Genomic DNA, 21,179 nt, shown 5'->3' on the forward strand with positions numbered 1-21,179 from the left:
GCGGGCGAGGTTATCGTCGTTTGGGGGTCCTTAAGAGCCGTACGAGGAGAGATCGGCATGCCTGGTCTTGACCGCGAGGCGATGCAGGCTGCGGCGTCGCGCATCCAGAAACTGTCCGATGACAACTGGTGGGCTCTGCATGCTTCCTGCACCTTGATGGAAGCCCAGGCATGGGTCGGGCCGACCGGGAACCGCTTCGGCGACTCCGTCCATAGAAGTCAGCAGGAGTTGCGCGCGATGCTGGCCAAGGCCGTGACCCTGGCCCAGGACGAACTGGCGAAGGCGAAATGAGCTTCAGCGGGGTCAAACTGCCGGAGTTCGACACCTTGGTCACCCGTCACACCGCGGCCGCAATGCAGATCGAGGAGCTGGCCTCCTTACTCTATGGGGAACTCACCAGCGCAGGGCTGGACACCACTCCGGCGGAACGGATCAGGCGACTGGCAGCGCAGGTAGGCCAGGAAGCAGCAGACTTACGCAAGCGGCAGGGCATCGTCCGAGAGGTAGAGCGACTTAAGATCACACTCGGGCCGCCCGCAGCGGCGGGAACTCTCATCGCGATGCCGGACTCTCTCCACCAGGCCCAAGGGCAACTTGACGGCACCGCCGCTGCCAGGGCAGCCAAAGCCGCGGCGGCCGGCGACAAGAACGCGCTGAAGCAGTTACAGGCCTATGCGTCGAAAGCGCGCGACTCCGAGTTCGTCAAGGCGTTCCTCTCCCAGCTCGGCGCCAAGGGCGTGACGGAAGTGCCCGCCTCGATCGCAGCTCAGCTGCGTGCTGCGGCCTCTGCTGGCGGCACCGGCCAAGTCTCCAAGGAAGCCCAGGAGGCGATGCGGCTACTAGCGACAGCGCTCGCCAAGGGCACCAACCCGAGTGATCCTGCCTACATGGGCGACGCCTTCCTTACCGACTTGGTGAAGCAAGGCCGCAGCGAATTCAAAGTGGACGGCGTCTCCTACTTCGGATATCAGGCCCAGGCGATGATCTGGCGAGCGAGCGAGGGCAAGCCGCCATTCTCCGAGAAGTTCATGCAGGTTGTAGGCCGAGACGCCATCGTCTTCGAGAAGGAGAAGTTCGAAGGCCGCTGGAGAGCGTCCAAGGACTCGATCGGGCGCGCTCTGGGCAGCAAGCAAGTGCCCATGGCCGATCTGGCCACCGTACTGGGAGTGACGGAGTGGGTGACTCCCGGAACCCCATCGATGGGACCGGCGAAACATCCTGTCGATGAGTCACGCAGACGGCTCGGTTCCGCGGTCATCGACGACCTATTCCATGCAGCAGCAGCCGACGCGAAAGCTTCCCAAGCCTTACTGAATCACACGCCGGCTGGGTGGAAGCAGTCGATCCTGTCGTTCATGCTGACCGATCGCCTCGCCGCGTTCCAATTCCATGGCAACACTGACCCGTTCGGCCGGGCTTTGGGGAAGGCCTTGACCGGCAACGATCCAGTCTCACTGACCCTGACCACCGAGGCGGTGAACATCCTCAAGGAACACGCTAAGAAAGTCTTCACAGCGGATGGGAGCAGCAAACTCACCGTCGCTGACCGAAAGCTGTTCGACCAGCTGAGCTTCGTCAGACATCCCTTGGGCAGCGCCTTGGCCGCTCATATCGACAAGGTCTACGGGACGTACGAGACCGAAACCAAAGGCTTTCGACAACCTAACGGGACCCAGATCCCACCTGCCGATCTCGATCGACTGCTCGTGCTGGTCAGCGGAGACAGGGACGCCGCCACGGAACTTCATGCCGCTCAAGCGGGCCACATGCTGGACACGATCAACGACGCCTACAAGGCGAACGGAGGGAAGGAGGTGGACTCTGAGCTGCGTCCCGAAGCCAGGGTCTTTGGACACCTAGTGGAAGCGCGCAGGCTGAGTCTGCTTGCCAGCGCATGGAGCGATGAACAAGCTAGAAAAGATGTGAAGGACACGATCAATGCTGCCTTCACACACCTTGTAGGGCCGGTCGGGCAACTCGGCGTCAAGGTCGCCGGAGGTCTGGGGGCGAAAGTTGGAGAGAAGGGCGCAGAGCTAGGCTTCGACGCGATCTCGACGTTAGCCGCTGAGCACCTGATCAAAGTAGGAGTTACCTCAGGCGAGGCGTTGGATACCGCCAACAACCAGAACGAGATGATTTTGTGGCTGATGAAGAGCGGCATCACCAGTGCGAAGATCGCTTCTGGGGATTGGTCTCAGGAGGCCATGAAAGCGGCCGAGGGTACACGCTTCAGCACAAGCGATCATCCACCCAGGCTTAAACCTCTACGAGAGATCATCGCCGAGCCCGTGACATTCGATCACTTCATGGCATGGGCGAGACGCTACACCGACATCGAAGAGATCACAGACAACTCGAATAACACCATGAACACAGCAGCGGAAACCGTGCATGGCAACTTGGGGATCACTAAGTACTGACATGAATCATTCAGCCGTCAGATATGTCGCTCGCACCAGTGCTGGGCTAATCCTCACCGTCACTATGGTGGCCGGTTGCAGCAGCACCAGCCCACCATCACCGAGCCCGGACCGCACAGCTGTCGCGAGTCCTGTCGCCGACACCGCGCCTTACTGGTGCGATTTCCTCCCGCAACAAGCAGTCCGCACGGTGAGCGGCCTCACGCTTCCCCTGCAGGAGGACAAGAGCGGCGTACCCGCGACCCATGAGATATGCACGCTGCGCAACGAATACGCCCGGCTCTCCCTCGTGTGGTCAGTGCGGGACGGTGACAATGCCTTGGACCTCGCGCGCAAGAACTTCGGCGCGCATCAGTTGGCCACACTCCCGGCGGAACTCGGCAAGGGGCTTATCGCATATACCGGCCGCTCGCCCCGGACCAACCCGTACTACACCATGATGTTGTTCCGATGCGGCGACAAGCACCCATGGATCAGCGTTGACCTGTCCGAGGTGGCCAAGGGACGGGATCCGGTGAGCGACCTGACGCAACTGCTGAGCATCGCCCGTAGTCGCTACGGAGAACTCCATAAATGCACCCCTGCGCCTAACTGACAGGCGCTGATTCGCTACCCGTACATCAGGTGGCATGCGTGGTTGCGAATACGGAACTCGGGGCGGGAAGGCGGGAACAGTTCGTCGCACGCCCCAGCGATCCACGACACCGCCGGCCTTCTCTCTCTGATGTGGTGTTTGGCGCTCCTGCTCTTCCTTGTACGTTCCGTGGGAACCACGGTCCTCCTGGGTGGACTCAGCAGTTCACGTCGATGACGCAGGCGCGGCACCGCCTGGAGCACCGATCGACGATGAGGCTTCGTCGATCTCGTCTTGTTCGTCGACGCGCCGAGCCCTGATTGGGGTGTCTCCGCAGGCACTGCTCGTGGCGATGGTGAAGGCATGGACGCGATCGATCGACCGGCCACATTCGGGACAGGTATCGGTGTCGAGGTGGCGTTCAATCCTGAAGCCACGCCGTCCGTCCCCCAGGGACTCATCCAGATGCTGAGAACGATGCAGCTCAGGAGGGTCGCGGCAAGTGCTGGCAGAGCCAATCGCCGCTGATCGCGCGACGTTACTCGCCGTGGTGGGGTGGGGGTCGAGTACTTTCGCCAGTCGAAGGAGTCGGGGTCCAATCCAGGCCGGCGGCGATTTCGTAGGGGTAGACCATACGGCGGTCGTCGCCGCGAGCGGAGTGCTTCGGCTGAGGGGGCGGGGTGGTTCGGGTCTTCGTGCATGATCCTCCCTACTGGCCGCTCTACCTGTCAGAGTGCCGCCGTACAGCGGCATGCAGCGGGAATGACTCGGTAAAGACAGCGGCGCAGACGAACCGACCCCGCGAGTAGCGGGGCCGGCAACGGATGAAGTTGGGCTATATGTCCAGAGCGGCGTTGATCTTGCCGTTGATCTGCTCCTGCTGGCCGTCCATGCACTTGGCGTAGACCCTCAGCAGGACGTCAACGCTGTGTCCGGCCCGCTTGGCAACCTCGGGAGCCGGGACGCCAGCGTTCAGCCAGAGCGACACGGCCGCGTGGCGGAGGTCGTACGGGCGGGCGGCCAGCGACGAGGCGACCTGAGCCGGAGTGAGGGCGAGTTTGCGGGCTTCCTGCCAGACGTACGAGTGCGCCGAGCTGGAGTAGGTGCCGCCGGTTCCGGTGCTGAAGATCCTCCCGTCCTCGGCGGTGCCGAACTCCGCGACGTGCTCGCGCAGCATGGCCACCAGGACGGGCGGGATCGGGATCTCGCGCGTCTCCTTGTCCGCGCGATGCTTCAGAGTGCGGGACTCGTGAGTCTGGCCTGAGTCGGTCCAGCGTTTCGTAGCCTGCGGGCGTGCCCTCTCCAGGACGATCAGACCCCAGCCGGTCTCAGGCAGGTTGCAGTTCCTCAGCCGCAGGTCAGCCGCCTCCTCCGGACGCAACGCCGCGTAGTAGATGCAGGCGAACAGCGCCTTGAGGCGAGGACCGCGCTTCCGCCCCACCTTGGGCACGGCGTCGAGCAGTTGCCGCGCTTGAGCGGGGTTGACCACGGTACGCGGATCGACGACCGTGACGGCCTTCGGCACCGTCCATTTGATCTCGTCCAGCGGGTTGCTGCTGAACACCTTCTGCTCGACGGCGTGTTCCAGCAGGTGATGCAGGACAGCGCGCTTGCGCCGTACCGTGTTCGCGCCGGCGGGTGCTCCGGCGAAAGTGACTGAGATGGCGGCGAGCGCCATACGAAGGACATGCGGCTCTTTCAGCTCCGCGAGCGGCAGCGACGCCCTTTCGAGCCAGCCCAGGGCCGCGGACTGAGCATCAGTCAGGGCAGGGCGCCTCTTCTCCGGAATGAGCGCGTACGTCCGGAGGACTTCCCTCAGCTCGTCGTCCTTCGGCCGACGCGGCGCGTCGGTTACCAGGGCGGGAACCAGCGTCAGGAGCGCGTAAGCGTCCGTCTCCCGAGTCCGAGCCGCCGACGTGCTCCAACGACTGAGCACGTACGACTGAGCGAACTCCAGGAACGACGGTCCGGTGGACTTGGCGGCGAGCATCGACACCGGCAAACCCGTGGCGATGTCGAACTCCTCCCCCATCTTGGCGGCCTGGCGCAGGTCGGACATGAAGGCGTTGGCGAGGCCCTTCGTCCGGAAGCTCTTGGACTTGGATTTGCCCGCGACTCGCCAGCGGGCGATGAACGTAGGAGTCTCGCGGTCCGTACGGTGCTGGATCACACCGAGCTTCACGTCGTAGGTGGTGTTCACGCGGCCTCCCGTCGCGAGTCGAGCCAGGCGTTGAGGTCGCTCCGCCAGACGCGGAGTTCGAGGTTGGGCAGTTGGATGCAGACCGGCGCACGGCCGAGTTCTCGCCAGCGATAGAAGGTGCGCCGGGAGACGCCGCCCAACTCGGCGAGCACCTGCGGGATGGTCAACAGTTCGTCGCGCCTACTCATCGACGGTCACCGCCGTGTCGCGAGGGCGTACCGGTGAGCGCAGCGGCGAGGAGTTGGTCTCCTAGGGACAGGCCTTGCCCGGCGTACTCCCAGTGCGCGACGACGAGAACGGTGTCCTCGTCGAAGAGAGGCAGCCGGCCGAGGCTGATTTCCTCAGCGCGCATGTGTTCTTCGCGGTCGGCGCGGAGGTCGCCGAGGGTGGTGGAGTAGTGGCGGCTCTTGGTGGAGAAGTGGCCGCGGAAGCCGAGCATATGGGCCCAGTGGATGAGCCTCAGGTCAGCGAGGTCGGATTCGCTGCCCAGTCGCATGCAGGCGGCGATCAGCCGTCGGGCGTGGTCGCGAATGGGGAGTGCGTCGAGGTCGTCGAGCGGTTGGATGCGGCGGTCCAGGGTGCCGACGCATTCCGCGGCTTTGGTCGCGTACTTGGCGATGTAAGCGGCGACCGCCTGTTCGGTGAGGTCACCGTCCATGGTGATGCGTCGGACGTCGAGCTGCGTTCCCCAGCGGAAGGTTCGGCCTAGAGGCTTGACCTCTGCAGTGACGACGGCCGTCGCATGCTGGATGGCGTCCGCCAGAGCTTCGGCGGTGGCCCAGGCGGGTGGTGGTGAGTGTGGGCCGTCGGGTCCGTCGAGGCGGATGACGGCGTGGAAGTGGACGACGCCACGGCGCTGGTATTCGGCGACCTTGGCGAAGGCGATGCTGACCTGCTCGCGCAGGGCCTTGACGGTCAAGCCGTTGAGGCGGGCGAAGCGGCGGCGCAGGGCGAGGGTGAAGCGGCGCCACAGCTCGGGGCTTATGGCGTTGAACAGGACCGAGCCGTCGTAGTCGTAGCAGTCGGGGCACAGCGGTTCGCCGAGGTGCGGGTCAGTGGAGCTGTGCCGCTTCGTGCAGGACATCGTCCGGCCGTGCGGGCAGGTCTCGGCATCGCGGCGGGCGTGGCAGGGCAGGACCTTGCCGTTCTTCTCCCGTCGCGTGTGGACGGCTCCGAAGGACGGCGCGGTCAGGGTGATGAACAGGCATGGATGCGCCGAGACGGTTTCCGGCACGCCCTTGCCGCCGACGAGGCCGGCCCGGATGAGCTGGTAGGTGTCGCCGCGGTAGACCTCGGCGCAGGCCGGGCAGCGGGAGGCGCGGCGGGTCTTGCACGGGACGCGCATCACCCCGTCCGGCTCGTGGAGAGTGCTGTAGCGGTGGAGCAGCTGCCCGGTGGCCTGGTCGTAGTGTTCGACCTTGCCGCGCAGGTGGATGGGCTGTCGGCAGCCGCCGGTGCGCCTGATCTGGCCGGCCCAGCGGTCGTAGTTCGGGTCGTGCAGGCGGGAGATCATCCCGGCTACGGCGTGAGAATGGGCAAGGTGGGGCAAGATGGGTTCCGTCCTATCCAGTGACGCTGGTGTGGATGGCCCCCGGCCTGGCGCTGATCTTGGCGGATGTGTGGCCAGGCAGGGGGCGCTACGGCTAGGCGCCGTGGTTGTCGATGCCGGTGCCGTGGCAGTCGCGGCAGGTCTGGTCGTCGTAGAGGCCGGTGCCGTTGCAGGTGCAGCAGCGGCCCTGCGGGTGAGGTTCTTCTGGGGTCATGTGTCACTGGTCCTTGCGCGGGCTGATGGTCAGGTAGAGCCGGTAGTGCCGCGCCCGGTGCCGGGCGGGGTAGGCGCGCGACATGGAGGTGACGTTGAAGAGCTGGCGGAGGTGGATCATGCCGAGGGCGAGTTCGGCGCGGCTGCCTTCGAGGCGGATTCGCATGGTGTTGTCTCCTTACGGGTTGTCGATCTGGACGGAATCGCGGTAGCTGTTGACGGCGTCGTGGTGAGCGCGAGCGGCGGCGAGAATCGCGGTGAACTCGTAGCGGACGGGCCCGAACTCGATGGCCGTCTGGTAGTGGCCGTAGGGCGTGTGGGCGGGGTCGATCTCGGTACCGAGCAGGTCGGCGACCTTGTCGACCTTGGCGCGCATCTCGTCGTCGGTGCCCCTGTCGGGGAAGGCATGGGCGACGAGCGGCGCGACCGGTATGGGCAGCTTCGGGTTGGCCTTGAGGAGGCCGGCCAGGGCGATGAGGCCGGCGATGAGAGCGTCTCGCTCGTACTGCATGACGATGGGCCTTTCAGATGGTGTGGAGCAGGTCGGCGGCGAGCTGGTCGGACACGCCCAGGCGGGCGCGTAGTGCGTCGCGGGTGATCGGTTTGCCGTGCTTGGTGTGGTGCTCGTCGGCGACCCGGCGCGCGAAGTCGACGAGTGCCGGGGAGGGTCCGGGCCGTTCGTCCTGGCCGGTGTCGAGAGCGGGACGGTCGGCCGCGGGAACGGCGGCGAGGCGATCGGGCAGAGGTTCGGGCGGTGCCGCCTCGGTGACGTCGGCCGGCTGAGCGATCGCCGCGCTCGACGCCCGGCGTTCGAGCATGGAGACGGCGACGAGGAAGGCGGCCGGTGGTGTCGCGGCGGTGATCCAGCCCCATACGGTCGGGTCGGCTTGCTGCAGGTTGGCGGCGAGGGAAAGGACGATTCCTCCGCTCAGGACGAGGACGGGCCACGAGATCGGGCCGCGTCGGATACGGCCTGTCTTCTTGTCGCGTTGGCGTTCGCGGGCGGCCATGACGCAGGTCAGATCGATGCAGACGGCCACGGCCCAGGCCATCCAGCCCGTCTGTCCGTGTTCGCGGGCGGTGTCGCGGATGTGGGTGAAGGAGCCCGCCCCGGCTATCAGAGCGAGGACGATGACAGGACCGGTGTCGAGCACCCAGGCGGTGAAGTGGCGCATCTCGTTCCTCCTCTCGACCGGTCAGGCGGTTTGCGTGTCGGGCAGTTCGTGGGGCTGCGACGCCATGACGTCGGCCCAGGCAGGAGCGTGGTCGGCGTACGTACGGGCGGCTTGTTCGGCGGTCTGTTCGCTGACGTAGAAGGAGCGGGCGCGGTACCACTGGCCGTCCTGGTTGGCGATGACAGCGACGCCGGGTGTCTCGGCGGCGATGGCGCGGGCGGAGTCGAGCGCGGCCGGGTCGAGGTCGCCGAGGGTCATGGTGGCGGTTTCGGGATCGTTGACCCGGTGGCAGATCCGGCCGGAGCATTGGGCGCGCAGCGCGGTGACGCCGGGGCCGAGGTCGGAGCCGATGCGCTGGCCGCAGCAGAACAGGTAGATGCCGAAGGCCCGGCCGAGCTGCGCGATTCGCAGCAGCGCTGTCGAGGTCTTGGCGATCTCGTCTTTCTCCGACTTGTCGGCCATCAGGTACAGCTCGGCCAGCTCGTCCACCAGGACGACGATCGGCACCGGCCGCAGGTGCGGCGGGAGCTGCCAGATGTTGCGGGCGCCGGCCATTCGGCACACGCCCATCCGGTCGGTCATGAGTGCCACCAGGTCATCGAGCAGCCCGCCGCACTCGGCGCGCGTGGTGGCCAGCGCGGACAGTCGCGGTGTGTACGGGGTGAACTCGACGCCGCCTTTGAGGTCGAAGCCGACCAGGGCGACCGGTTGCGGCGCGAGGCCGACGATGAGCGCGTTGGCCAGGTTGGACTTGCCGGACTGCGTTGCGCCCGCGTTGATCCAGTGCGGCACGGTTCGGAAGTCGATGACCCACGGCGTACCGGTCTCCAGCCGTCCTACGGTGACCTTGAGCAGTTCGGTGGACGGTGGCAGTTCATCGACCTTGACGAGCGGGTCACGGACGGTGGCGGCGAGGCGTACCCGGCCGGGCTTGTCGGAGGAGGCGCGCACGGCGTGCACGCCCCAGGAGTGCGCGAGGCGTTCGGCGACGGCGGCGTAGTCGGCGGGGATCTGTCCTTCCAGGGTGTGCAGGGTGACCCGCCAGCCGTGCCGGGTCGGTAGCGGCAGCCACATGAACGGTTTGGTGTCCACGGCGATGCGTTGCCACTTGCGCCGGACGCGGACGACGCCGGTGGAGGCGACCAGTCCGGGGACGGTGGTGAACCAGAAGCGCTGCCGCTTTTTGGTGAGGTTGCAGCCGAGAGCGACTTTGCGCCAGGTCGCCCGGATGGTGATGGCCGTGATCGGGAAGCCGATGACGAGCCAGAAGGAGCGGTAGTGCCAGCGGCGCCAGGCCCACAGCCCGGCCGCCGAGGCGGCCAGGACTGCGAGCATCGCGTAGAACGGGTCAGACATCGGCGGCCTCCTGCAGCGGGAGCAGGGCGGTCGCGCGGTAGGAGATGCCCCAGCGGCCGGCAATCTCCCAGACGTAGCCGAGCAGTCCGACCGCGTTGACGGCGTCGCCGGCCTTGATGGGCGGCTCTCCGGTGATACCGATCTTGACGAGTTCGATCCGGCCGAACTCGTCCTCTACCGAGACGGTGACCTCGTAGACGGTGTTGCCGTGCTTGTCGGTCTTGATCTCGCCGGTGTCCTTGTTGAGCACGCGAGGGCGCGGGGCCTTCACGCAGGTGATGGTGAGCTTGCTGACGTCCACAGGGATGGGGACGGTGCGCATGGTGTTTCCTTACGTAGTCGCGTTGTAACTCTTAGTAGACATGGAACACTTGGCATCCTAAGTTGTCAAGGGATTCCACGCAGACTTGGTTGGCAGGTCATGAGAGGTGTGCTGAAGTAGAGGTCAGACGACCTCGTGAAAGGCATGGGATGGTCGAGAAGACCGGTCGCCCCGGCTACCTTCAGATCGCCGACGACCTGCGTACGCAGATCAGGACGGGCTCACTCGAGCCCGGAGCCGCGTTGCCCTCGACCGTTCAGCTCTGCCAGCGCTACGACGTGTCCGCCAGCGTGGTCAAAGCGGCCATCAGCGTGCTCCGCACTGAGGGGCTCATCGTCGGCCAGCAAGGCAAGGGCGTGTTCGTGCGCGAGGGCGCTGCGGCATCACTCGAAGAAGAGCCGGCCTCGTCGGAGATCATGGAGCAGCTTGCTCAGATGCGGAGTGCCGTGTCGGCTCTGGGCGATCGGATCTCGGAGTTGGAGAAGGCCGTGTTCCGAGAGCCGAAGCGATCTCGCTGACCCGGTAGGCCAGCTCCTCCATTTTTTCCGTTATCGCCTGAAGTTCGGCGAGAATCCGATCATTTGCGGTCACTTCGGCACCCCTTTCTGGTCGGTCGTTATCCCGGTGGGGATGCCGTTAGTTCATCGCGCATCGGCTCTGGTGAGTATCACGGAGCGTTAGCTAAGCTTCTGCATTGCTGCCTGCATGGCGGTTACACATGCGCTTACACACGCCAGCCCTCCCGACGTGCGCAAAAGGATGCGATGAAGACAATTCAGCGCCCCGGATGGCGACCCATGATTCTGCGCCAGCACCGCGAAGCGCACGGTCTCACCCTCGAAGCCGCAGGTGACCAGCTACGGCAGGTAGCCGCGCGACATGGCCTCGCCGCGCCGGCGGCCAATTTCCAGACGCTCTGGGCACACGAGCAAGGATCGGTATATCCCGGACCACACTACCGGCGTGCCTATTGCCTCCTATACCAGGCAAATGAGCCGACCCTTGGTTTCCGCCTGCCCCTACCCGGCGAAATATCCGAAGTGGAAAATTCCATCTCGGATTTGCCCCAGCCCACCGACCCCGCTGTTGACAACGCCGCCGCCCAGGTGATTGAGGAAGCGCTGGTCAAGGTCTCTGGCTCTCCCACGAATGCCGAGCAGAACGCCCTCCTCAACCGGGTGGTGGACGCCTGGCGACGCCGACACGGCCAGGGCAGCCCGAAGCCCATCCTCACCCTCGTCGGCGGTTACGCCGGCTCCGGCAAGACAGAGTTCTCCCGCTTCCTGTCCGACATCACCGGATGGGCCTTCCTCGACAAGGACTCACTGACCCGCCCCATGGTCGAACGACTGCTCATCTCCCTTGGCGGCGATCCCCACGACCGGCACACCGAGCTGTACCTCCGCGAGGTGCGGCCCCTTGAGTACCGGTGCCTGATGGAAACGGCCTTCGACAACCTCAAGGTCGGCACGTCGGCCATCCTTTCGGCCCCGTTCATCGCCGAGCTGGCCGATCCCGACTGGGTTTCCCGGCTCACCAACCGCTGCGCGGCCAAGGGCATCGACGTCGCCGCAGTCTGGGTGCGATGCGATCGCGAGTCGATGCGGGAGTACATCGAGTTCCGCGGTGCTGCCCGCGATGCGTGGAAGCTCGCCAATTGGCAGACGTACGTCAGTGGCCTCAACACCGAGACCAGCCCGCCGACCGCACACATCACCGTCGACAACCGCCTCGGCGCCGCGATCAGCCTCGCCGACCAGACCCGCGAGACCTTGAAGCGGATCCTCGCATGAGGGGCATCGTGCTGTACGGGCCACCCGCCAGCGGCAAGAGCACCATTACCGCCGCCCTCTGCCGGCTCGACCCACGGTTCGCTCTCGTCCGCAAGCTCAAAGCGGGTAACCGCCGCGGCACCGAATACGACTTCGTCAGCCCTGAAGAGCTGGAAAGGCTGCGCGCGGCCGGGCGACTGATGCTGGAGACCCATCGCTACAACAACACCTACGCCATCGACCGCTGTCACATCGCCGACCTCATCACGGCCGGCCGCGTTCCCGTGGCCCACCTCGGGAACACTGCGGACATCCGCCGCCTGGCCGAGGCCCACCCATGGTTGACGGTCCTGCTGTGGATCCCGCGCCCGGTGTGCGAACAACGCTCCGAACAACGCGGCGACCGTGACACCCCACAACGCTTGAAGGCATGGGATGAGACGCTGGCGGATCTGCAGGCGCACACCGATCTGCCCTTTCACTACCGCTTTCGGACCGATCTCGTCACACCGACTGAGATCGCCGAGCGAATCGCCGGCTCCTATGGCGAATTGACGGTGAATCCAAGCAGTCACCGCGCTTGACCGGTCAGGATGCGCATCCACAAGGTGTGAGCTGCTCCCGCCCGCATCCAAGGGCTCTCGACCATGATCTCTAGGTTCTTGCCGGTGTAGCGCCGCATGAACCACAGACCACCCGCCGTACACAGCTCGTACATCGGACGCAGGCACATGCACGTGTGGTCGCGGACCCGCACCCGAGGACAACGGTCCTGGCTCTGCTGCCAGCCCACCTGTAGCGCACGGTCGTGAGCGCGAGCCGGATGTTCACTGTGGTGGTCGAAGTGCCAGGACGAGCCGCTCATGACTGCATCCCCAACTCGTCCTGCGCCTGGAGCTGCGTGACGAAGGACTCCACATCGTCCGCGCTCACCGTTTGCTGGAATCCCGCGTCGATCTGCCTGGCGCTCAGGCGGACAGCGCGCCGGCTCCCGTAATAGGCCCCGCCGTCGCTGCGGAAGATGGACCAAGCAGGGAAGGCGGAGCGAAGCTCGTCCAGGTCTTGAGCAGGTAGTGCCATGCACTGAGCGTAGGACGACACACGGGAGCCTGTCTACCCCTAGGGGCACCGAGGGGTAGCGATAGGTACCTATAGGCGAGTGAAGACCCTTAGAACCCCCTTTCTACCCTTGACCACGTGATCGAGTTCGAGCCCGACCGCCCCCGTTGGCACCAGGTCGCCGACGTTCTTCGTGCACGGATCAGCAGCGGCGAATACCCGCCAAAGTACCTCGTATCGGAAGTGCGTCTGGGCCAGGAGTTCGGCGTGGCCCGCGACACCATCCGCAAGGCGATCCGCCAGCTTCGAGAGGAGGGTCTGATCTACACCGTGCCCAACCTGGGCAGCTTCGTCAGCCCGCCTAACGAAGCGGAAGCCGCCAAAGACTGAGAACCGAGGCGGGTGGCTAACCACGCAAGGCATGGCCCGGCGCTCGATTAGTACGACGCCCCGAGCGCACGGCCCGAACAGCCTTCCCTCGGTCAACGTCGTCGTGACGAGGGAGGCGGCGACCTTCTCATGCTGCGCCGCAACGACAACCACAACTGGGCTCTACCAAGCGGCGCCCGAGTACATCCCCGCAGCGGCCAAGCAGGAGGCCTTGGAACGCTAGACAAAGGGGTAAGCATCCACCGCTGGACTGGCGCATGATTGCGAACTGGATGAGACTTTTCTCCACGTCTTCAAGGCCGCGCCCCCTCCGGTGCCGCGGCACGCGCTGACGGCCGCGGGCCACGCTTCGGCTCTTCGGCCGGTCGTGGCCCACACCGTCAGCGCTTCGCTGGCAGTGGTGGCCAACACGAACTGGTGCCGTGCTGGGAGTCTCACCCGTCACCCTAAGCGCGCTGTTCAACGGCCGATCATCCGCTACCTTGGTCCCGTGACGAATGAACTTCCAGTCATCAGCCTGTTTGCAGGCGCCGGGGGCTTGGACTGCGCGGTTGAGCGCTGCGCGGAGCCACCCCTCGTCCACGATGGATCCGGATCGCCTCTTCGCGTTCGTGTTGCGACCGACTATGACGCAACGGCGCTCCAGACGCTCGCTCGCAACTTCCCACACACCAAGACGATTCTGGAAGATATTCGTACAGTCGAAACTACCGATCTCCTCAAGGTCGCCGGCCTAAGCAGGGGTGAGCCAACGCTTGTGGTTGGGGGCCCTCCGTGCACGCCCTTCAGCAAGTCAGGTTTCTGGATCGAAGAGAAACGCAATAGTCAAGATCCTAATGCCTCTCTCCTAGATGAGTACGTACGTGTTGTCACTGACGTCAAGCCAGAGGCCTTTGTACTGGAGAATGTACAAGGCTTGACGTACAAAACGCATCAGGAACAGCTACGAAGACTTATCACCGGGTTGCGCGAGGCCGGATACAGCGTCGAGTACAAAGTATTGCTGGCCGCGGAGTACGGTGTCCCACAGCTTAGAAGGCGCGTGTTTGTCGTGGGTAGGCGGGATGGAAAACCGTTCCGTTTTCCTCCCACCACGCACTCCGGAGAGTCTGAGCGAGACAGAGCGTACGACTCCTCGAAAACCCCTTTCGTAGCCGTCAAAGAGGTTCTCAATGATCTACTTCCCGGCATCCCGGAGCAAGGGGAGATCGCTGATGGCACATTCGGAGAACTGGCCGCCGAGGTACCACCGGGACAGAACTATCTGTGGCACACCGACCGGTATGGGGGTCGGCCTGTCTTCAAGTGGCGAAGCCGATATTGGACATTTCTACTCCGCCTAGATCCCGATCGCCCATCAACCACGGTACAAGCGCAACCTGGCCCATGGGTAGGCCCCTTCCACTGGGAGAACGTCCCCAACGCTGACGGAGACATGCGTGCACGCCGACTCCGCGTTCCTGAACTCAAGCGCATCATGACGTTCCCAGACGAGTTCGAGTTCGTGGGCGATCGCAGGGAAGTACAACGTCAGATCGGCAACGCCGTCCCAGTCGAGCTAGGGAAGGTTGTCATCCGCGCGCTCATGGAGCAGATGGGGTATCTTGATCCCCTGGACAAGGATGTCCAGCCTGACCGAGTTCAGGAGACCCTTCTCTTCTAGAGAGCGCGGTACTTCTCTTGGGCATTCATATCGACCACGCGCTGGCACGCAGCGTACTAGAAGATGCGTACAAGCTCGCCAAGGAAGACACTGAACTTCCTGCGGAGTGGATCGCCCTGGCAGAAAAGCTACGTGAAGATAAAGCGTCTGGAACCTTCACCCCTGCACTAGGAACGGCACTCCTCGCACGCTCATGCAATGACCAGGTTGATCCGCTTGGTCTCAAAGAAACACAGGGTGAGCGCTCCTATTCGGCACGGACCCTATGCCACAACGTTCTAGTTCCCGCTGCAGTCGAACTCGAGTTCAGCATAAGGCTCACGGGACGCGAGCCCATGAACAATCAGCCTTTCTTTCGCTTTGATCACTATAACGAAATAAAGCGAGAAAGGGTCCGAACCTCAGCCCTTCCATATTTCGATGCCTTGAAAGCGAGCCTCGAACGGCTTGAGAGCTACACAATAACGGAAGCCCGTCTTGCCCTAAGCGCATATCTGCGTGTTGGCATCGAAATAGCTAGCAAGAGCCAACGGGCAATAGGTTCGAGTCGGCTTCTAGAGTCGAACCTTATAGAGTTGACAGATAAGTATGTCTCCACGGGCAATCACGTGCCGCGTAAGTTGCAGGCCTGCGTGGCGGCAGGACTGGACATGCTCCACGTCGGGGTAATCTCTCGAAGAATCAACGACCCTTCTAGAGATATTCCTGGCGATGTTCAAGTGAAGGTAGACGAGAAGATACTTCTCGCAGTGGAGGTCAGGGGAAAACCAGTCACCATAGCGGAGCTGGAACAGTTCGTCCGTAGCGTGTCCGAAGCTAGCATTCCACGCGCCGCATTAGTTGTAAGCAACCCAAGGCATATCTCCTTGCTGAATTCCGAAAGAATCCCAGCGCTCGAGAAGAGCCTTGGCATCTCCATCAACGTCCATGAGAGCGTTCACGCCTTTCTAAGAAATATCTTCGGCTGGTCAGGTCTCCAAGTAGCCCAGGTCATAGGCGAATTTCCGCGCGTACTGCATCAGAGACTCACAGAAATTGAAGTTAAGCTAACGGAAATAGACCGCTGGCTCGACCATTTCAATGACGATATCGACGAAGCCTATATCGATAATGAGATTGATAGCAAAAAGTCGACTCTTTTCTAGGATCGATATCCGTGAGCCGACCTAAGGCTTTATGGAGACCGAGCTATGCCGTTCGGTCTGTCATGCGTGCGAACTGCATCACCACTAGCACCGCACTGTTCACTGCTGATGGATACCATTGCAGATATGGAAGCGCGAGGACCCATACGCCGCCGCAGCGAGAATTCCATTCAACGGGTTAAAGCGAACTACATATAACCCGTAGCGACCGCTGCAAATTCTTCCTCAGGCGGCCTACGCTGCGTCATGGTGGACTAATAGTGCTGCCGCACCGCTTCCGGTGCTCGGGCCTAACGGCCCTGCGCTCCGGGTCGGCTTGCCACCGGAAGTGGTGGTTGCTCTCCCGATCGGGCCGAGGCATTTGCGGTTGATCTTCAGTGATGCACTACCCGCCGGGATGAACAGCCAACGCTTTGGAACGCTAGTATCCGATCCATGCGCACTACCAGCCCATCCCGACCGTAGACATCAAGTGACATGGTGTACCCCTCTGCTGCCAGGACATAGTAGGGATGATCTTTGAGATGGTGCAGAGGGAGCGAAACATCTGCTCTGTTTGCAGCCCAGCAGGCTAGCCGTGCCGGCCCCACTCTCCTACAGCGGAAGTAGTACTTATACGGGATCCTTCGAGGAACCACGTAGTGGCCACCACACCTGATTCTTGTAGGTAGCCTCATAGCCCTGCAAGGTCGATGTGGACTTTGCGAGTTGGCGCGCCATGATCGACGGCGCGTTGGCACCGTTGAGTCGTGGATATCCTGTGCGATCTTCGCAAGGTTAGTGGGGCCAGCTAGGTGAGCTTCTCGTGGTCAGCCAGAGGCGGCGCGACGCTGCCCAACCTCGTCAACGGTGGAGTCAGCGTCTTGGCGAGTCCACGGCGGAACAGCGCAGCAGGGCGTCCGACGTCCGGGATTCGTCGTTCACCGATGGGGACGACGAAGCCCTCGGTTTTCATGACCTTACGGCGGAAGTTGCTGGGGTCGAGAGGGACGCCCCACACTGCTTCGTAGATCTGGCGCAGGTCGGCGATGGTGAAGGGCTCCTTGCAGAAGGCGGCGGCGATCGTGGTGTGCTCAAGTTGCGACCTCGCCCGCTCCAGCCCATCCCGAAGGATCTCCTCGTGGTCGAAGGCGAGGGTGATCTGCCCGTCGAGGATGGAAGAAACCGGTGCCCAGTGCGCGGCGGACGCATCGGTGCCCGCCTGGGGCCTAGGCAGATCGGGGCCGAGCGCGAGGTAGGCGATGGAGATGATCCGTCCACGCGGGTCGCGACCAGGGTCGCCGTAGGCGTGCAGTTGTTCCAGGTGCAGGCTGCCTCCACCGACTCCGGTCTCTTCTCGCAGTTCCCGCCTGGCGGCCGCGCCCAGCGCCTCACCATCGCGGACAAACCCGCCGGGGAGCGCCGCTTCGCCACGGTAGGGCAGGTTGCCGCGTTCGATCAGCAGAACTTGGAGTCGACCATCGCGCACGGTGAAGATCACCAAATCCACGGCTACTGCCAGGGAGGCAGGCGGGCGGCGTCGGCGACCTGTCTTGCTCATTGCCATACCCCCATTAAAGGTCCAGTTGACTCCAAGTCGTGACGGACTTATGGTCAGAATTACCTAAATGACTACCGGAGGGGCTCATGGCCCGATCGCGCACGGTACGTCTCGAGAAGAACACGGGGGCAGTCGACTCGAAGGCGACACGGTATCTCTGTGCCGGTGTCTACCTCGATCGCGACTTCCGCGAGATGGTCATCCGCCGGGTCTACAACGACTCCAAGCACATGGTCGCGCCCTCCTACGGTTTGGACCTGGTGCCAGTCGTCGTGCACGCGTGGCGGGCGTGGCGCTTGGAGACGCTGAAGTGGATGCTCCTGCTCGCGGTCCTCCTGGGGGGCATGGTGTGGGCGCCGGCCGCGACCGCCGCTGAGGCTGCGTTATTCGGCCTGTGCTGGTCTGCTGCGGTCGCAGTCAGATGCGCTCTTGTTGCGGCACCGCTGAAGGCAAAAGAGCGTGCGGACCGGTTCTTACGACGCGTCCGCTGGAACAGCGAGTCGAACGACCTCGCCGCGCACCTCCGCTCCCTAAAGCTTGCTTGTATCGGCAGTGGTGCTTTGCTCGTCGCCATTCCCATGATCTCCGCCATAGCGGGCATTCCGCTCTCCCATCTGCTGCAGCAAACAGCGATCACGGGGATGTCGACGGTTCTCGTCGCGTGCGGCTGTGGTGCCGCCCAACGCAGCGCGCTGCACCGAACAACCAAAAGTCAGCCGCCCTCCCCGGACAGCCACCGATATCGGGCGATCAACGAACAGCAGCACCACACATTCGTCATCTACCGGAGAGCCCCTAAGGAGGACCCGGAGCCGGAAAACTTCCGCGACATCCTCGCGCTCGACGACTCACATAAACCGTTCGTCGGAGCGGGACGATTGATCCATCGCTGGAACCCGCCTCTCAACATCTACTTGTTGCAGATAGGTGAAGGCAGCATGGCTGATCGGGAATTTGATCCTCTCCCGTTCAAGGCGCATGAGTTGGTCACTTACTTGAAGCACGAGATGCAACGGCTCGACGGGCAGGATGACGCCACCTGCCTTCCAGGCTTCGGAAAGGCCGACCGTATCTATGTAGCCGAGGCTGACGTCGATCCAGAGCGCGGCTGGCTGCAAGGCACCCCTGCCACAGACGAAATCAACGAGATCATCAATCGGCCGTTCGACCGCTTCCATCACTTCCTCGAGATCCGGACATCGGTATCCGGCGGCGAACTCGTCACCACTGTGTTCCTTCGCACCACAGTCAAAGGGCGCGCGCTCAGCCTCGACTTCGCCGCCTGTGCGCTGACGCGGACACCGGACGAGTATCACGTCCTGGACGAGTATGGCCAGACCGGAGCCACTGCCATAATTCGGGCAGCGGTCCGAGCGCTTATCGAACTTCCGACCGACATCATGCAGGCATGGCGTCTCATTCATGTCCCGGCCACCCTGCTCGGGGCCCTTCGAGCCCGGCGAGCCCGCGTACTCTATCCAAAGCGCGGCGTGAAGATCGGAGCGAAGCTGAGCGTACGCGAGGAAAAGCGTATGTCATGGGAGACGGCCCAACTCGACCGAACGCTGATCTCCGATCACGTGAAACTCATAGAGGATCGTCTGCTGAAGGCGGCGACCGAGTTCCTGCGTGAGAAAAAGGTCGACATCTCGGAGTTCGAAGAACGCGCCACCAGCATCATCAACACAGGGATCATGAACTTCGGCGAATCGATGAATGTGAACAACTCCGCAGTGGGCGCCAACGCGGTGAAACTAGATCTACCTGAGAACTTTAGCGGCATGTCAGGAGGAGGCCACGCATGAACGATCGGCTCAAGAACAGCGGGATCATCAATCGGGGCGGCCCTATGACCATCAGCGGCACCGCGATCGGCGACGGCGCTACGGTCGTCCACCACCACCTGACCGATGCCGTGGCCGGCAGGCGAGCAGACATCGGCGTGATAACAATCAAAGACTCGGAGGCCAGGGCGGTCATTGATACCCTCAAACTCGAACATGCCCCCGTGAACGGGGTTCCCTTCTGGCACGGCACTACCGACCTCCGAGGCGTAGCCTCCAGAGTGGCGATGACTCGATCGCTGGGCCAGGGGCAACGATCTACCATCGCCGCTTTCGAGAATCTCAGGGAGATGTTCCGCCCGGCAGTCGTCGCACTTGTCGGCATAGGCGGAGGATTCCACCCGGACATCTCCACCGGAGACGTCGCTATAGCAACGAGAGCGGTCTACTACGACCTTCGGAAGGAAACGGCCGACGGTACCCAGCGCAGAGGCGAGGACCGTGAGACATCAGCCATCGTGGGAAACGCCGTGAACAGCTTCTTCGTCGACTACGGCGAACCGGCAGAATTCGGGAGCGGAGAGGACGCGTTTCGGGTCATTCCCTGCATCGTCGGAACCGGTGACGCCGTTATCGCGGACGCTGAGTCGGAAATCAGGAATTACCTTAAACACTACAATGACAAGATCTCCGTGGTCGACATGGAAGCCGGCGGTCTGGCTCAAGCATTCCACGAGCGCGGGGATCGGGCTCAGATGCGCGGATGGGTAGTGATCCGCGGAGTCTCCGACTACTCGGACAGAGAAAAGGATGACATCCTCCAGAAAGCGGCCGCCCGGAACGCCGCAGAGGTACTGCGAGCCCTGATCCCCTACCTTCCGTCTCACGCCTGATGGGAAGTCCCCATGGGAGAGTTCGTCATCGGGGTGGTGAGTTCGCTCGTCGCCACAGCGCTCGCCGTTGTGGGAGGTATGGCGCTGTCGCCTCGTGTGCGCTCCTGGCCGGCGCTGCTTCTGTCCAGATTCACCGGCCTGGGAATCTCCCGGGTACATCCGCGACAGCGCGCCGCCACCGGAGAACTCACAGCAGAACTCGGCAAAGCCCGCTGGGTACGGGTGCTCGCAGGCCGAGGGAATGAACTCACCCGTGACGCGTTCGTGGCCCTGTGGGAGGACGAAGGACGTCGCCTGGAGTTCGTTCACGTACTGCTTCCCGATACCAATCACCCCTCCGCAGCATGGCTGGAGTGGCGCGAGGACCAGATCCGGCGTATCGACCCGGGCTTCTCCCGCGGAATGCTGGCCGAGCAAGTTGACATCAACGCTGGATACGTCAAGGAGGTCGCCGCTGACAGGGACAACATTGAGCTGCGCCGCTACAACCTGCCCAACCTCCACCGAATAGTGATCACCGACCGTGTCGCCTTCCTCACTCTCTACCGTCGAGCGGCTCACGGCCGCGACTCGCCCTGCATCGTGGCGCCCCGACCCGGCCTCATGTACGACTACGCCCTTCAGCTCTTCACCACAGCCTGGGACCACGCCTAGACATGTGTGCAGTTAAGTTGCGTGCTGGCCAGCCTCTACAGGTCCGGGGACACGTTAGGGATGATCATCTAGACGGCGCATGCGTCGCACAGCATCTGCAAAGGTTAGAGCCTGTGCGCCGGGCCACGGCCGCCCCTCTCCTGCAGCAGGTGCCACAAGCTCGACCTGGACAGGAACCTCCAACGAGCTGGATAAAGCGGCGTCCACCCCGCTGAGCCAGGGAACGGCGATTACCTTCGCCACCGCACTCTCTGCAATCCAGTACTACATCGTCCACGACGAGAACTGCCTGTATTCCGCTGGCTGTAGCCCGGCGACGCAGGCGGCTGGGGACCTTGGGATGAGGCCCCAGAACCGACGCTGCAATTGCCCTAAGCTCGCCAGCATCATTGGATCTGCCAGGAAGGTGCACCCCTTCCCGGCAGATCCAGAGGTTCGATCACCCCTCAGTGGTTGGGATCGTTGTCAGT

23 protein-coding genes are annotated in these 21,179 nt (G+C 63.3%); 13 read left to right on the forward strand and 10 right to left on the reverse strand.

All coding sequences use genetic code 11. From position 1 onward, the window contains the following. Positions 1-57: 57 nt before the first annotated feature. The 4 genes from ACZ6SA_RS22000 to ACZ6SA_RS22015 all read left to right on the forward strand — a co-directional run bounded on the left by ACZ6SA_RS22000 (position 58) and on the right by ACZ6SA_RS22015 (position 3,522). Entirely contained in the window at positions 58-291 is a 234-nt protein-coding gene (locus ACZ6SA_RS22000; protein WP_465829932.1) for a hypothetical protein, read from the forward strand. After that, positions 288-2,420, forward strand: a complete 2,133-nt coding sequence (locus tag ACZ6SA_RS22005) for a hypothetical protein (protein WP_465829934.1) — start codon at positions 288-290, stop codon at positions 2,418-2,420. Before ACZ6SA_RS22000 ends, ACZ6SA_RS22005 begins: the two co-directional genes overlap by 4 nt. 190 nt (positions 2,421-2,610) lie before the next feature. After that, positions 2,611-3,015 (forward strand): hypothetical protein, encoded by a 405-nt coding sequence (locus ACZ6SA_RS22010; protein ID WP_465829936.1) that lies wholly within the window; start codon positions 2,611-2,613, stop codon positions 3,013-3,015. 342 nt (positions 3,016-3,357) lie between these two features. Beyond that, positions 3,358-3,522, forward strand: a complete 165-nt coding sequence (locus tag ACZ6SA_RS22015) for a hypothetical protein (protein ID WP_465829938.1) — start codon at positions 3,358-3,360, stop codon at positions 3,520-3,522. A gap of 307 nt (positions 3,523-3,829) precedes the next feature. Here the strand turns inward: ACZ6SA_RS22015 and ACZ6SA_RS22020 are convergent, their stop codons facing one another. From ACZ6SA_RS22020 to ACZ6SA_RS22055, 8 genes are all read right to left on the reverse strand, one after another. Beyond that, positions 3,830-5,194: a tyrosine-type recombinase/integrase gene (locus ACZ6SA_RS22020; protein WP_465829940.1), complete on the reverse strand. Its 1,365-nt coding sequence runs from the start codon at positions 5,192-5,194 to the stop codon at positions 3,830-3,832. Then, positions 5,191-5,382: a helix-turn-helix transcriptional regulator gene (locus ACZ6SA_RS22025; RefSeq protein ID WP_106253235.1), complete on the reverse strand. Its 192-nt coding sequence runs from the start codon at positions 5,380-5,382 to the stop codon at positions 5,191-5,193. Before ACZ6SA_RS22025 ends, ACZ6SA_RS22020 begins: the two co-directional genes overlap by 4 nt. Then, positions 5,379-6,707 (reverse strand): replication initiator, encoded by a 1,329-nt coding sequence (locus tag ACZ6SA_RS22030; RefSeq protein ID WP_465829943.1) that lies wholly within the window; start codon positions 6,705-6,707, stop codon positions 5,379-5,381. The genes ACZ6SA_RS22025 and ACZ6SA_RS22030 overlap by 4 nt, the downstream gene beginning before the upstream one ends. Positions 6,708-6,960: 253 nt before the next feature. Then, entirely contained in the window at positions 6,961-7,122 is a 162-nt protein-coding gene (locus tag ACZ6SA_RS22035; RefSeq protein ID WP_465829945.1) for a hypothetical protein, read from the reverse strand. A 12-nt stretch (positions 7,123-7,134) separates the two neighbouring features. Further along, the gene (locus tag ACZ6SA_RS22040) at positions 7,135-7,467 is read right to left on the reverse strand and encodes a hypothetical protein (protein ID WP_465829947.1); all 333 of its coding nucleotides are present in this window, start codon (positions 7,465-7,467) and stop codon (positions 7,135-7,137) included. A gap of 13 nt (positions 7,468-7,480) precedes the next feature. Further along, entirely contained in the window at positions 7,481-8,131 is a 651-nt protein-coding gene (locus tag ACZ6SA_RS22045; RefSeq protein WP_465829949.1) for a DUF2637 domain-containing protein, read from the reverse strand. Between the two features lie 21 nt (positions 8,132-8,152). Further along, positions 8,153-9,487: an FtsK/SpoIIIE domain-containing protein gene (locus ACZ6SA_RS22050; protein WP_465829951.1), complete on the reverse strand. Its 1,335-nt coding sequence runs from the start codon at positions 9,485-9,487 to the stop codon at positions 8,153-8,155. Continuing rightward, on the reverse strand, positions 9,480-9,809 hold the full coding sequence (locus tag ACZ6SA_RS22055; protein WP_165959524.1) for an SCO3933 family regulatory protein: 330 nt from the start codon (positions 9,807-9,809) through the stop codon (positions 9,480-9,482). Before ACZ6SA_RS22055 ends, ACZ6SA_RS22050 begins: the two co-directional genes overlap by 8 nt. 149 nt (positions 9,810-9,958) lie before the next feature. On the opposite strand from ACZ6SA_RS22055, the gene ACZ6SA_RS22060 reads away from it, so the two are divergent. From ACZ6SA_RS22060 to ACZ6SA_RS22070, 3 genes are all read left to right on the forward strand, one after another. Continuing rightward, positions 9,959-10,327 (forward strand): winged helix-turn-helix domain-containing protein, encoded by a 369-nt coding sequence (locus tag ACZ6SA_RS22060; RefSeq protein WP_465829953.1) that lies wholly within the window; start codon positions 9,959-9,961, stop codon positions 10,325-10,327. Positions 10,328-10,606: 279 nt separating this feature from the next. Beyond that, entirely contained in the window at positions 10,607-11,602 is a 996-nt protein-coding gene (locus ACZ6SA_RS22065) for a P-loop nucleotide/nucleoside kinase family protein (RefSeq protein WP_465829955.1), read from the forward strand. Then, positions 11,599-12,165, forward strand: a complete 567-nt coding sequence (locus ACZ6SA_RS22070) for a nucleoside/nucleotide kinase family protein (protein ID WP_465829957.1) — start codon at positions 11,599-11,601, stop codon at positions 12,163-12,165. The genes ACZ6SA_RS22065 and ACZ6SA_RS22070 overlap by 4 nt, the downstream gene beginning before the upstream one ends. A 277-nt stretch (positions 12,166-12,442) precedes the next feature. Here the strand turns inward: ACZ6SA_RS22070 and ACZ6SA_RS22075 are convergent, their stop codons facing one another. After that, positions 12,443-12,661, reverse strand: coding sequence for a hypothetical protein (locus ACZ6SA_RS22075; RefSeq protein ID WP_465829959.1), 219 nt, complete (start codon positions 12,659-12,661; stop codon positions 12,443-12,445). Between the two features lie 117 nt (positions 12,662-12,778). On the opposite strand from ACZ6SA_RS22075, the gene ACZ6SA_RS22080 reads away from it, so the two are divergent. From ACZ6SA_RS22080 to ACZ6SA_RS22090, 3 genes are all read left to right on the forward strand, one after another. Next, on the forward strand, positions 12,779-13,030 hold the full coding sequence (locus ACZ6SA_RS22080; RefSeq protein WP_465829961.1) for a GntR family transcriptional regulator: 252 nt from the start codon (positions 12,779-12,781) through the stop codon (positions 13,028-13,030). 490 nt (positions 13,031-13,520) lie between these two features. Next, positions 13,521-14,693, forward strand: coding sequence for a DNA cytosine methyltransferase (locus tag ACZ6SA_RS22085; protein WP_465829963.1), 1,173 nt, complete (start codon positions 13,521-13,523; stop codon positions 14,691-14,693). A gap of 17 nt (positions 14,694-14,710) precedes the next feature. Continuing rightward, on the forward strand, positions 14,711-15,838 hold the full coding sequence (locus tag ACZ6SA_RS22090) for a restriction endonuclease, SacI family (RefSeq protein WP_465829965.1): 1,128 nt from the start codon (positions 14,711-14,713) through the stop codon (positions 15,836-15,838). A gap of 790 nt (positions 15,839-16,628) precedes the next feature. On the opposite strand, the gene ACZ6SA_RS22095 is transcribed toward ACZ6SA_RS22090, so the two are convergent. After that, positions 16,629-17,378: an NUDIX domain-containing protein gene (locus tag ACZ6SA_RS22095; RefSeq protein ID WP_465829995.1), complete on the reverse strand. Its 750-nt coding sequence runs from the start codon at positions 17,376-17,378 to the stop codon at positions 16,629-16,631. Between the two features lie 86 nt (positions 17,379-17,464). Between ACZ6SA_RS22095 and ACZ6SA_RS22100 the strand changes: the two genes are divergently transcribed. Genes ACZ6SA_RS22100 through ACZ6SA_RS22110 form a run of 3 tightly spaced genes read left to right on the forward strand, consistent with a single transcriptional unit; the run spans position 17,465 to position 20,709 of the window. Beyond that, positions 17,465-19,183: a hypothetical protein gene (locus ACZ6SA_RS22100; protein ID WP_465829967.1), complete on the forward strand. Its 1,719-nt coding sequence runs from the start codon at positions 17,465-17,467 to the stop codon at positions 19,181-19,183. Next, positions 19,180-20,055 carry a 5'-methylthioadenosine/S-adenosylhomocysteine nucleosidase family protein gene (locus ACZ6SA_RS22105; protein ID WP_465829969.1) on the forward strand — a complete coding sequence of 292 codons (876 nt, stop codon included), beginning with the start codon at positions 19,180-19,182 and terminating at the stop codon, positions 20,053-20,055. Before ACZ6SA_RS22100 ends, ACZ6SA_RS22105 begins: the two co-directional genes overlap by 4 nt. A 12-nt stretch (positions 20,056-20,067) precedes the next feature. Continuing rightward, positions 20,068-20,709: a hypothetical protein gene (locus ACZ6SA_RS22110; protein WP_465829971.1), complete on the forward strand. Its 642-nt coding sequence runs from the start codon at positions 20,068-20,070 to the stop codon at positions 20,707-20,709. Positions 20,710-21,179 lie beyond the last annotated feature (470 nt).

It is taken from the genome of Nonomuraea sp. NPDC049378 (genome assembly GCF_055586745.1).